Source organism: Paenibacillus selenitireducens, from assembly GCF_002021565.1.
Lineage (GTDB): Bacteria > Bacillota > Bacilli > Paenibacillales > Paenibacillaceae > Paenibacillus_K > Paenibacillus_K selenitireducens.
Map to the genome: position 1 here is coordinate 170,024 of NZ_MSZX01000012.1, position 13,094 is coordinate 183,117.

Sequence of the window (13,094 nt, forward strand, 5' to 3'; positions counted from 1 at the left end):
AATTGTATCACCCTGAAAAAGGTCAAGGCAATTTAAACATTTTTATGATCGCGATAAGAAAGATTGACTGATTTTCGTCAAAAAAATATAAAGTTTGTGCCTAAATGTACATGGTCAATAGGTACAAAAAATGCTCTAGAACTGCATAACCATGCAACCTAGAGCATTTCGAATTTATCTATACCTTATGCTACCGCATTATCTTGTTTTTTTCCATACACAGATTTGAAGAAAATTCCAGTTAAAGCTAAGAATACCACAGCGAAGATCGCAAGGATACCGGAATTATGCCACATCATCGCATTGTCGCCAATCGAGATAATTGCTTTGTATCCATTAACAGTATACGTCATTGGCAGCCATGCGCCAAGATTTTGGAAGAATTTTGGTGTTAATTCTACAGGGAACGTACCGCCGCAAGTTGTTAATTGCAAGATCAAGAGTACGATTGCTGCGAATCGACCTGGATTTCCGAAGGCTGTTACAAGCCCTTGAATAATGAACATATACGTTAAGCTAGTAAAGATACTGAAGAGCACGAACATCGGAACACTGCTTACTTCTAATCCTAATCCATAAAGAAGGATTGCGTCAGCTAATAACGCTTGAATGATACCAACGCCAGCAAAAATGAGCGTCTTACTGATGAATCGACCCCATGCCGATGCATTCAGAACTGGGGTTTCACGCAATGGAATCACGATGGTCGAAATCAATGCCCCAACGAATAATCCCAAGGACAAGAAATAAGGAGCAAATCCTGTACCGTAGTTCGGTACTTTATTGATGCTTTTCTCGACTAAGTCTACTGGAGATGCGAACATATCCACACGAGCATCTGTTGCTTTGATATCAGATGTTTTACCTGCGGCTTCATTTAACTTCGTCGCAAGCTCACCCGATCCGTCCGTTAACTTCACTAACCCGTCTTTCAATTGACCCGCACCATCATTTAATTTGGAAGAACCGTCGACAAGACCATTCATTCCTTGACCCGCTTGAGCCAATCCAGTTGTAAGCTGTCCTGTTCCTGCAGCTAATTTTCCAGCACCGTCAGCAAGTGTTTTACCGCCTGCCGCGGCTTCAGATAATTTCGAACCGAACTGCGTCATACCGCCTTGAAGTTGACCTTGACCTGCTTTTAATTGCGTTGCGCCTTGATTTAACTTCACAGCGCCTTGATGTAATTCTTCGTTCCCTGCCGCAACTTGTTTACTTGCTGCCAACAATTGTTGTAATGCAGGGTTTTCTTCATTATTCGTTGCTTTCATATATTGCTCAAGGCCTTGAGCCAATGCTTTGGATCCTTCAGAAAGCTTCGCGCTTCCTTCAACCGATGAAGAGATTCCCGCAGCCAACTGCGTTGTACCTTGATTCGATTGTACTACCCCTTGCATTAATTGTTTCTGAGCGGCATTCAATTGAGACAGACCGCTGGATAACGATGAGGAACCAGCTTTCAACCCTTGAGCCCCTGTGTCTACACTTTTCGCGCCTTGCTGCAATTTACCAAGACCTGATTTCAATTCTTCGGTTCCCGATACGAGCAAACCTAAGTTTTTCTTCAACGTTTCCGCGCCTGTCGTAGCGTCGCTTGCGCCGTCGTTTAATTTCGTTGCACCATCACTTGCAGTCACGAATCCGTCCGAAATCTCGGTTAATTGCTCGAACACAGTCTCCGTATAAGCTTTGGTTACCTCAGCAGATACTTCTGATTTCAACGTCTGCATGCCTGTTCCGCCGATTTGAGCGGCTAAGAAGTTATGCCCTTCATTTGACTCTACAATAATTTCCGCTTGCTTCGGTTTATCTTCCATTAACGTTGTAGCGTCTTTGGAGAAATCTTCCGGAATGGTAATCATCAGATAGTACCGGTCATTCTTCAACCCGTCTTCCGCCTCTTCCGCACTTACGAAATTCCACTTGAACTCGGGATTCTCTTTTAACTTATCGACAAGATCAGCTCCGACTTGCAACGACTTGCCTTCATAATCGGCACCCTTATCCTGATTGACGACCGCAACAGGCAAATCACTTAGCTTGCTGTATGGATCCCAGAACGTTCCTAAGAAAATCCCGCTATACATCAACGGGATGAACAAGACTGCAATAATAGGAATAATGACTTTGGGGCTGCGTACAATGCTGCCCAGTTCTTTTGAAAAAACCGACAAACCTTTCATATGTTTCTCTCCTCTATATGTGATAAATATTATGGACAAGACGTAATGACTATAATTGTCATTCGGTCAATGAACTTGAAAATAAAAACGTCATCCCATCATGACGTTATATGGACCTCACGAATGTATACGCTACAAGATTAGCGTTCTGTTGTAACCACGATGTCGCTCTATTATAGAAGGAATACGTTTTTTTAGATTATTTTTTATTTATGAAATGCTAAACCTTCTATTAAATATAATCGGAAGTTCTGCTTAATCGCTTCCTTATCGAGCGGCTCATTCAACTTACGCCAATCCGCAGTCAGCGCCACATATAACTTCAACATGATGAACGCGGTAACCTGTGGATCACATCGTTTGAGCTCCTGCCTCTCAATGCCTATTTGCACTTGTTGTTCGATGTAATTCAACAACATCGATTCAATCTTGTTCAAACCTTCCTTCGCCATCTGAGTTCCGAAATCCCGAACCTCATGAGACAATTGAATGACCAGCTCATGCTGACTGCGATAATCCAGCACACCGTCCAATACACGATACAAATTATCGAAAAAAGGCTTATCCTCTTGAATCGCACCATCTGCAATTCGCTTCATCTCCAGCATGACTTGCTGTAGAATCTCATCGAACAACTCTTCTTTATTCGCAAAAAACGTATAAATGGTGCCTTTGCCGACATTCGCAATTTTTGCTATCTGATCCATCGTCGTGGCTTTGTATCCGAATAGCGCAAAAGATTTCGCAGCCGCCTCAACAACCTGTTTCCTACGATCAATGATCAACGTACAAACACTCCCTTCTTTCGTGTATAATATAAATCAACGAGCATTCTTTCTGACCGGAATTTGAATCTGGTCAGTTGGTCATTGATTACTTTATCACGTTTCCCATCGAATGGCAAGGTTTATTCGCCCTGTCATGAAACTTTTTCAAGGATTTTCACGATCAGGAACGCCTAAATTGACATTTTTTTATAATTCATACTGTTTTTAATAGATTGCTCTATTCATCGAAGCCATCCTTCGATACAATGGAGTTTAGAAGTAGGTGAAAACATGCGAAAAAAACAAGTCCTTCTCCTGTCCGAAGCATTTGGTACAGGCCATACCCAAGCTGCATACGCTTTGGCGGTGGGCATGAAGCAATTGTCACCCCAAGTGCAGACTCGGGTCATAGAACTCGGTAAATTTCTAAATCCAACGGTTGGCCCACTAATCATTTCCGCCTATCGGAAAACCGTGAGTACAAAGCCTGAATTGGTCGGTAGACTCTACCGTAATAAATATAAAAAACCATTAAATCGGATTACGCAGCTTGCATTGCATCGTATCTTTTATGCGCAGGCGGCGAATGTGATCCGACAATTAAAACCCGATATGATCGTATGTACGCATCCATTCCCGAGCATCGTCATTTCTCGGCTAAAGCGTCTTGGACTGGACATCCCTTTGTTCACCCTAATTACGGATTATGATGCCCACGGGACTTGGATTAATCCGGAAGTGAACAAATTTCTCGTCTCTACCCCGCGAGTGAAAGAGCTGCTGCTCTCGCGCGGCATTCATGAGAGCCGAATCGAGGTCACAGGCATTCCGGTGCATCCGAATTTCTGGATTCCACATCAACGTGATGAGCTGCGCGTAGAATTTGGTCTCAAGCCCCTGCCAACCGTCATGGTGATGGGTGGCGGCTGGGGGCTTGTTTTTGATGAAGATCTTCTAACCTATATGACAACCTGGCGTGATCAAGTCCAATTCATCTTCTGTATGGGCAGCAATCAGAAAATGATCCAGAAAATGAAGGCAAATCCTAAGTATCAGCATCCGAATATCCACATCCTCGGGTACACGCATGAAATACACAAACTAATGGATGTATCGGATCTCTTAATCTCGAAGCCCGGCGGCATGACTTGCACCGAGGGTCTCGTCAAAAGGATCCCGATGCTGTTCTACGATCCGATTCCTGGGCAAGAGGAAGAGAACTGCGAATACTTCGTTCAACACGGACATGCCGAAATGCTGGAATCGCATGCGACGCTTGAGAAATGGTTCAATCGATTAGTCGTTGATTATGAGACGGTAACGAGTCGACGCATTCAACAAATGAATCAAGTATCCGCATCGTCTTACGAGCATCCAGCACACTGTTCCCACGCTGTATTGGATCTATTACGTTAAAACCCCCGACCTTAGGTCAGGGGTTTTATTCTCTTATTCTATTTATTTTGGAGTCCTACAGGTTACAGAAAAAAGCGCAAAAAAAATGACGAAACCTTCATCATCCAAACTGGATTTCCAGTATGAAAAATAAAGACTTTGTCACGCCTGTTGATTATCCAATAAAATACAACTGATTACATCAAATCCAACATCGGCAGCTCGTTCAAAGCCAGCGCCGTCTCCTCTTGCATCTGCTGACCATTGGCACGAACCAATGTGTAAAATTCGTAGTCACAGATGACTGTATAGTCATCGTCCATGACCCCGGGATAGGCGCGGTTTACCGAGTAAACCTGGCTCCGGTAGGCCTGTAAAGCCTTCCCCTTGTGCTGACGAAAGTCACGGATATCGACTCTTGCCGAAATCGGGCACGTATGTTTCGGCCCCGAATCCTGGCAATGGTCGTAGTAATGGGGAATCGAGGTAAAATATAATGATGGCTGCTGCCCCTCCGGATAATGCGCTTCTGCCAGTACGACCGCCTTAACCACAGCTGCGGAAATCGCAATGTGATCGGGATGTCCGGTAACTCCGTCCGGTGGAAACGTAAGGATGACATCCGGCTTCAGCTCCAAAATGGTCGATTGAATTCGATGGGCCAGCGTTTCCAAATCGAGTGAATTTAGTTCGCCATCCGGATAACGGTATAGAATGAGATCGGCAATACCAAGTACGGAGCATGCGCCCCGCAGCTCCTGCTCCCGAAATCGGGCCAATTCTTCGCGGGTAGCGAATTGAAATTCGCCTGACTTCCCCCTGCATCCCGATGTGGCGCACGCTAGAAAAACCTCGTGCCCCGCGCTGCTGAGCTTCGCGATCGTGCCCCCGGCTGCAAAGGATTCGTCGTCGGGATGGGCGAACACGAATAACCATCTTTTCTTCATTTCCCTTCAGCCCCCCTGCTGTTCGTATCATACTAAACTTTAGTAGATTCCTTCCAAATAAGATAGTCCCAGTACCGTTACACCATAAATCGGCTCCTTCCGAGCCTTGTCCCATTGAACCTGCGGAGTGTACGCTTTAATCTTGTGCATTAACATATCCCGAATGTATGCTTCGTGCTGCAGAACGCCGCCCTGTAGTATCATTGTAAATGGTTTATTATGGAAAGACAAGCAGCGTATAACCGCTGTGACAGCAATAAATAGCTCGTGAGCGGCCCCCTCCAGAATTTGCTGTGCTTCCTTGTCTCCGTCAGAGGCTGCTTGGCCAACCACACGGGAGAGCGCACTTACTTTCTCGACGGAATACTCGGGGCCATACACCCAGTTGAACAAATCCTCTTCATTTTCCATGCCCAAATGCGGGAGCACCCATTCACCGAGCCGGGTACCCTCATTCCGCCCGTCATAGGCCTTGAGAATTGCCATCACCGCCTGCTTGCCGATCCAATGGCCGCTGCCTTCGTCTCCGACCCGATGGCCCCAGCCTCCGGCTCTGGCCGTCTTCCCCTGATCGTTGATCCCGAATATGATCGAACCTGTTCCAGCGATGGCCAGAATCCCCGGCTGGCCGCATGTTGCGCCAAGCAATGCAGCGTAGCCGTCATTTTCCACGATTAGATGGTTAACTTGGATCGGCAGTTGCTTCAGTACTTCTTGTACCAATCCGGTAATAATGCGACGATCGAATTCTGTATCCAATCCCGCAAGGGCGAACACGGCGCATTCTACCTCGATTTCTACAGGCGGCACGCCGCCCCCGTCCCTTGGATACAAGTTCGCGATCGCTTCTTCAATCCCTAACACCAATTCGTGGATTACTCCATCTTTCCCAATACTTTGATAATTGGACGAACCGCCTTTTCCTTGTCCGAGTATATTCCCCTGCCTGTCTGCAAAGACGGCAAGGCACTTGGTCCCCCCGCCGTCGATAGCAAGCAGAGGGATGGTGCGCTTATCCATCAGGAAACACTCCACTCTATGATGACCTGATCCAAATGCTGCAGTGCCTGCTCAATTTTACTTTGCGCTTGCCCTAGCCAATGAACATGTGTGTGATACTGGTTCATCCGAATATCGATCATACGATTTATTTCCTTCGGGCTCGGCCCTCCCGGCAATGAGCGGATCTCTACAAAATGCACGGGGTCGAGTGCCTCACGCAGCGTCTCCTCGCTAAGAGAGGTATCCCGTCCGATGTGGCGCCGTGCGCTTTCGTTGACGATAGACAGCGTAATCTCGTTGGCCGCTAGACCTTGCGCCAAGGACAACGTCACCACATCGCTAACGATATGATGGGCTTTTCTAAACGACAAGCCGTCCGTTCGGACAAGCGTGTCCGCCAGCTCGGTCACCGTGGCGAAGCTTCCTTTCGTTCGCTCGCGAAGCACCTCTTTATTCACTTCCATCGTACCGATGATAGCGGCGAACAAACGGTACATTTTGTCCATAATGTCAAGGCTTCTCCACGCATAAGGCTGCATATCGTCCTCGGTGTCTACGATGTCCCCGAACGGCGTATTGTGAATCATCGACAGCACCGTGTTCGTATTGCCTACGCAGCTCGATAACAAAGCTCGCATATGCTCGAACGAGACGGGATTGCGTTTTTGCGGCATGATCGAACTGATCTGCACATACGGGGCTGCCACCTTTAACGCTCCGAATTCCTGTGTGCACCACAGCAGCATATCTTGAACGACCCGGCCCAAATTGATCGCTGCCAGCTGTACGGACGTTGCCACTTCGCCCAAATAATCGGCCCCACCGATCGCATCATACGAATTGTCGATAAGCTCGTCGAAGGCGAGCAGCTCCATCATTTGTTCTCGGCTGATCGCAAAACCCGATGTCGTGAGTGCAGCTGCTCCCATACTGCTCCGGTTGCAGTTCGTGAAGGATGCCATAATCCGGCGAATATCCCGGTTGAGCGAATCGACAACGGCCATAAAATAATGCGCAAGCGTCGTCGGCTGAGCCTGCTGCGTATGGGTGTAGCCGATCATGAGCGTATCCGTGTGGTCTTTGGCGAACAGCAGCAGCTGCTCATTGAGCTTTAGCGCAGAATTCAGTGTCACCATCAGCTTATCCCGCAGAACCATCCGGTAAATGGAAATGCCCATGTCGTTGCGGCTCCGCGCCAGATGCAAATTGCCGGCGATATCGCCCGCATGCTCCAGCATTTGATGCTCTACCTGAAAAAACAAGTCCTCGAATTGCCCTGTATAGCTGGCTTGACGGAGCTCTTCTGGGTCGATCGAGCGGATCGCTTTAGCGATCTGCTTCGCTTCATCGGTTGAAACCAATTGCTGCTTCTCCAGCATGATCAGATGAGCCTTGTTGATCGCCATCATGGGACCCAGCAATTGGGTCTTGGCTTCGTTAAATGCTGGTTCCAACACAACCTCTGTATAAGTTTTGCCGGGAAATGCGGCTCCTTCGGTCTCCAACCATTGTTCACGATATCCCATAGCGTTATTTAGCCTCCCTGTTCGTTTTTGTTCTCATATAGAGCCATTCTTTGATCAACAAGTTCATATTGCGGCTTGCTTCTTCTACGATTCTCTCGCCCGCTTCCAAGGAGCACTGCTGAATATGTCCTGTGTAGCCGTCCCAGCCTTGAGGGGTTCCTTCCACCAATACATAAGGCAAAGAAGATAAAGGAGGACATGAATCTAATTCCAAGTCCGATTCCTGTACAGTTACCATTTCCGGGCGAAACGCCTTCACGGCGGACATTTCATACGGACCGCCATGTCCTCTTCCTGCCGTCCCATGGAACAGTCCTAACCGCTGCGTAAAATCGACGCTCGCCATCTGCCACCAGTTGATGAGAAGAAAGCTGGCATCGGGATAGGTGCCGGTCACCGACTCGGCGACGGTTCGGGAAGGACCCATATTGGCGTCATGGGCGTTCAGCAGCACGATATTGCGGATGCCGAGCCGACAGATACCTTCGACAACATCGGTGAGATAGTCGATAAAAATCGAGGGACGTACCGAAATTGTTCCAGGATAATGTTGGGTTTTGCCCGGGCAAGCCGAGAACGGAACCGTTGGATAGATCAAAGGATGCAGAGCATCGTCAATCCGCCTAGCGAAGCCCTCCGCTAAGATCGTATCGGTTCCGAGTGGGGAATGCGGACCATGGTATTCCACCGAGCCCAAAGGGACGACGGCGAACTGCGCGCACTCCGTCACTTGACCGATCTCCCGTCCGTGAACTCCGATTACATTCATATACTCCTTGTACCTCCGCTTCTCCCTTCGTATAGGGGGGCTCTCGAAGGAGCCCCCACTACCGATGTTGTGTTGCTAAGCTATCTTACATAACAAAAAGGTCGGTTTTCACAAGCGGACTTTACTGATGTTGACTGATCATATTGACAAACATGCGTATGGAGCCCGGAACCAAGGACGGAATCTCGCGATACCAGACCAAAGAACTGTAAGTATATACCCCTTTGCCATAATGCGCCGTCAGGAATGTACCCGTAAATTCCTTCTCGCCCGGGTCACCGTTCGAGATGAGCTCCGTATACTCCTTGCCCCATTCCGACGGATTGTAAGCAGAGCGGTCTTGAATCCAATTGTTCCAATCCTGATCCGTAATCTTGTTCGGAGCATTGAACATCGGATGATCCGGAGCCAACATCGTCACCTTGGAATTCTCGTCCGTTACGCGCCACTCAATGAGCGGTGATCCGATTGTGATCGGGTACGGAGCAAGCTCTGGCGACCATTTGTCTTCCGGCTTATGATATTGAACGACGAGGTTGCCGCCATCCTTAACATAGTTCAATAAACGTTGATTGCTCGGAATCAATTCTGGACGGAACGCATACGCACGAATTCCAAGCACGATTGTGTCATATTGAGAAAGATCCCCGTATTGGATGTCCTTCGCTTCCAGCTTTACGACATCGACGCCTACTTGACTCAAATATTGATCGATGTTGTCAAAGCCGCTGGATACATAGCCTACCTTCAATTTGTCCGGAACCTTCAGGTCGAAGGCTTGGATTTTGAGCTCAGCCGGTTGTACCATGTACGTCTTTCCGATATGCGGATATTCGATGATTTGCGCACCCTGTGTGCTTTGGATATTACCGTTTTTCGCGACAGCCGTTACGGTAAATTTACCAGGTACAACGTTCGAAGCAGCTTTGACCGTGAACGCGACGGACTTCGTTTCGCCTTTAGCGGCAAAGTTCAATTCTTCCACTGTCGGCTCGGCCGTCCAGCCTTCCGGCACGTTCAGCGACACCGAAGCTTTGGAAGCGCCCGGTGTATAGTTGCGCACCGTAACCTTCACTGGAATCGGATCTCCCGGCTTGAGCGTATTCAAAATCGTTGCGCTCGGGCTAAGCGACATCGAGTATGGTGGCAGCACCGCCACGGCATTTTGCGGAATAACGTTCAGTGTGGTTGCCGTATTGAACGCCTGGTATTCAACCTTCGCGTTGAATACCGAAGGATCGTAAGGCTTAAACAGTGACGCATCCGCAGGAACCGTCACCTCGAAGGTAGCCGATGCCGTCTCGTTGTAGCCGATTTGATCGAACGTGTTCGCTCCGGCTGGTGTTGCCGTCCAGCCTGCAGGCACGTTCAAGCTCAGCTTGATTTTGTTCAACTTCGTGGAACCGCCATTGAAGGCCGATACGACGACCTTCGTCGTCTGACCAGCGACGAGCTCGCTTGCAGCCGGCTTGACCTTTGCCACAACAGACGCCGATTCCATGCTTGCTTTGTTCAACTGCTCTTCTTTGACATGAAGTCGGTGAAGCAGATCCTCCTTGGTCGCCGCCTCCAAGCTGGATGCTTTGACGTCGGCCACCGCCGTTTGTACATCTGCTTTCATTTCATGAACTTTCTTTAACACTTTGGCAAAGCTCGGGTAAGCAACAACAACTTCGTCCGCATCCTTTTGCAAGGAGCGCAGGTCTTTGACAACCTTGTTGTCTTTGCCCTTCGCATCGATATCTTTAGCCAAATCCTCGAAGGTGAAGGCGATTCCGTCGAAGAAGTCGTTCTCTTTCTCCTTCGATTTCACCGTGCTCAAATCAAGCTTGTAGTAATTGTCCCCTTGTACAGGGCCCTCGTCATACACCTTCCCCATACCCTGGCTCTTGTGCATGAATCGGGATTCTTCCCCGAGCTGAAGATAAGACGCCCCATAGATTTCATTGTATTCCCCTGTCGGCGCGCTCACGGTATAATCCTTGGAATTCGCAGGCAAATACAGCTTCTTGATCTGCCAAGGCTGGAGTCCTTTTTGGAGATGCTCCGGGAAAATATCCGGATTCGCTGCATCTTTAAACGCCCGAACGGTAAGCACATTGATCGTCCGGTGATGTCCGTGGGTGGATTTTTCATTCAAGAACGAAGGAATGATTACATCCGGACGTAGTTCGCGAATTTTCCGAATCAAACGTTCGTAAGCGACGGAGTCACCCCATTTCTCCAGCGTCTCCTCTACGCTCTTGGAAAACCCAAAATCGTAGATCGGATCGTCCAGCTGCTCGCCAAGCATTCCCAACGTCACATTCGTGATTTTGGACGCTTCCTGCAGCTCACGGGTACGAATAATGCCAAGGGCTTGCCCTAGCTCACTTCCGATTTCATTCTGTCCCCCTTCCCCTCGAACAGCGATTACGCTGGAGGTGTTCACCCCTTTTCCCAAGGAAAGATACGCCAAGGTTGCGCTGTGTTCATCGTCCGGGTGAGCCCCCGTGTTCATCACACTGGCAATCGTCGTCAGCGGCTTAATTGATTTCCACAGATCGACGACTCCCCGATCCGCATACGCAGGTTGAGCTTGCGTCGACAGCAGTACACTGCTTGCCAGAACTGTGCTCATGACAATGGAACAAAACTTTAAGGTCGACTTACCTTTGATCATCATCAAACCCCTCCTATATTGGTGGTGGAATGTTCCTTCAGCCGGAAATGGCCATTTTCCCGCTGTATATCATAACGTGGTCGTGAACCCCTAGGTGTTCCCACGTAATGACCATGGATTACACAGCTGTGCTGTCGCCCGTTATTTTCCGTGAAATGAAAAGCACAATGATGATCAGGGTAATTTGCAGCACACCGTACGCACACGCCGTTCCGAACTCGAACGAATACATCCGTTGGAAAATCTCAACGGAGAGCGGCGTGCTTTTTGCAGTGAAGAGCAGGATGGAAGATACGAACTCCCCAATTCCCTGCACGAACGCGAGCAGCGTTCCCGCTAGAATTCCGCTTAGCGCCATCGGAAACACGACCCGCCTGAAGCTGTACCACCAAGAAGCGCCCAAGTTGCGTGCTGCCTCTTCCACCGATGCGTCCATCTGAATCAATGTCGCCGAAGTGGATCGGAACACCAACGGCAAATGGCGGACAAAATACGCCAAAGGAAGAATCCAGAAGCTGCCGATCAGCACTTGGTTGAAGCTGAATACGGTAGGCTCGCTGAAGGCGGCAATCAAGTTAACCGCAACGACCGTTCCGGGCAGCGCCCATGGAAGCATAATCAACACATCCAGCAGCGTTTTTCCTTTGAATTTCAAGCGGACCATGGCATAAGCGGCAGCTACGCCGAAGATGACATTCCCGATTGTAGCCACGAAGCTCATCTTGAAGCTGTTTGCAATTGGCCTCCATGTTTTGCTGTCGGTAAACAGCTTCACGTAATGCTTAAGCGTATATTCAGGAGGAAGAATTTGCGTCGTCCACGTGCCGTCCGTTGATAACGAAATCAAAAGTAGCACGAAAATAGGAAGAAGCAAAACGATCACGCCAATGATAGACAGGAACATCGCTACGTACTTGCCTAAGGCGCTTTTCACTTCCGTGCGATGAACACTGATCCCCTTACTCATGTTCTGGTAATTGCGAAGTCCTTGATACCAGCGCATCACGAGCAGGAACAAAATAGAAACGACGGACAAGATCGTGGACTGTACCGCAGCCATATCCAGGTTGCCGTTCGTCCGAGACAAATAAATCTGCATCGTCATGGTCCGCTCGATGCCGAAGATGAGCGGAGCGGTATAAGACGCCATCGCAATCATGAAAACAAGCAGTGAAGAAGCGACTAGGGCCGGTGTCAGCATTGGCAAAATGATACGTCGCCATATATAGAGCCGTCCTGCGCCGAGACTCGCTGCCGCCTCCTCCAGAGACGGGTCAAGACCACGAATGGCAGAGGAAGCCGTCATATAAAAGTACGTGTACATCGTGAAGGTATGTACCACGAGCACACCCCAAATTCCCTTCAAGGAAAACGGCACCTGATCGAGATGAAGCAGTTCTTTAAGCGCCCTCGGGATAATGCCGCTTTCGCCGTACAAAAACGTAAACGACAGTACACCGACAAGTGGCGGCAAGGCCATCGGAACGAGGACGAGAACGGCCAGTATTTTCCGGCCAGGGAACTCGTAGCGTTCCAACAGGAAGGCCATTGCGACGCCGACGATCGCGCACGTAATTACGCTTAAGATGGAAATATAAATGCTGGTCCACAGCGCTTCTAGATTGGCCGTATGCTCCAAGCTAAAAAAGCGAGAATAGTTTTGCAGCGATACATGATCCTCTACCTGGATACTTTGAATAAACGTTTGGAATAACGGATATACGACATATGCCAAGAGCACCAGAAACAGGGGGGCTATCAATACATAGACAAAATAAGGCGAATGTATGATGGAGCCCCGCTTGGATATACTTGTTCTCGGTTTAGATATCATCATTCATCC

Annotated in this window: 9 protein-coding genes; 1 reads left to right on the forward strand and 8 read right to left on the reverse strand. The window is 48.7% G+C overall.

Going from position 1 to position 13,094, the window contains the following annotated elements; all coding sequences use genetic code 11:
• Positions 1-185: 185 nt before the first annotated feature.
• Positions 186-2,183, reverse strand: coding sequence for a YhgE/Pip domain-containing protein (locus BVG16_RS25600; protein ID WP_078502038.1), 1,998 nt, complete (start codon positions 2,181-2,183; stop codon positions 186-188).
• Between the two features lie 206 nt (positions 2,184-2,389).
• Positions 2,390-2,968, reverse strand: coding sequence for a TetR/AcrR family transcriptional regulator (locus BVG16_RS25605; RefSeq protein ID WP_078502039.1), 579 nt, complete (start codon positions 2,966-2,968; stop codon positions 2,390-2,392).
• 273 nt (positions 2,969-3,241) lie between these two features.
• Between BVG16_RS25605 and BVG16_RS25610 the strand changes: the two genes are divergently transcribed.
• Positions 3,242-4,366 (forward strand): MGDG synthase family glycosyltransferase, encoded by a 1,125-nt coding sequence (locus BVG16_RS25610; protein WP_078502040.1) that lies wholly within the window; start codon positions 3,242-3,244, stop codon positions 4,364-4,366.
• A gap of 176 nt (positions 4,367-4,542) precedes the next feature.
• Here BVG16_RS25610 and BVG16_RS25615 read toward each other — a convergent pair whose 3' ends face one another.
• The 6 genes from BVG16_RS25615 to BVG16_RS25640 form a co-directional block, all read right to left on the reverse strand.
• On the reverse strand, positions 4,543-5,292 hold the full coding sequence (locus BVG16_RS25615) for a PIG-L deacetylase family protein (RefSeq protein WP_078502041.1): 750 nt from the start codon (positions 5,290-5,292) through the stop codon (positions 4,543-4,545).
• Between the two features lie 39 nt (positions 5,293-5,331).
• Positions 5,332-6,312: an N-acetylglucosamine kinase gene (locus BVG16_RS25620; RefSeq protein ID WP_078502042.1), complete on the reverse strand. Its 981-nt coding sequence runs from the start codon at positions 6,310-6,312 to the stop codon at positions 5,332-5,334.
• Positions 6,312-7,820, reverse strand: a complete 1,509-nt coding sequence (gene argH / locus BVG16_RS25625) for an argininosuccinate lyase (protein ID WP_078502043.1) — start codon at positions 7,818-7,820, stop codon at positions 6,312-6,314. The genes BVG16_RS25620 and argH overlap by 1 nt, the downstream gene beginning before the upstream one ends.
• 4 nt (positions 7,821-7,824) lie before the next feature.
• On the reverse strand, positions 7,825-8,589 hold the full coding sequence (locus tag BVG16_RS25630; protein ID WP_078502044.1) for a creatininase family protein: 765 nt from the start codon (positions 8,587-8,589) through the stop codon (positions 7,825-7,827).
• Positions 8,590-8,710: 121 nt separating this feature from the next.
• Complete coding sequence (locus BVG16_RS25635) at positions 8,711-11,251, reverse strand: NEW3 domain-containing protein (protein WP_078502081.1); 2,541 nt, start codon at positions 11,249-11,251, stop codon at positions 8,711-8,713.
• 118 nt (positions 11,252-11,369) lie between these two features.
• The gene (locus BVG16_RS25640; protein ID WP_144027492.1) at positions 11,370-13,085 is read right to left on the reverse strand and encodes an ABC transporter permease; all 1,716 of its coding nucleotides are present in this window, start codon (positions 13,083-13,085) and stop codon (positions 11,370-11,372) included.
• Positions 13,086-13,094 lie beyond the last annotated feature (9 nt).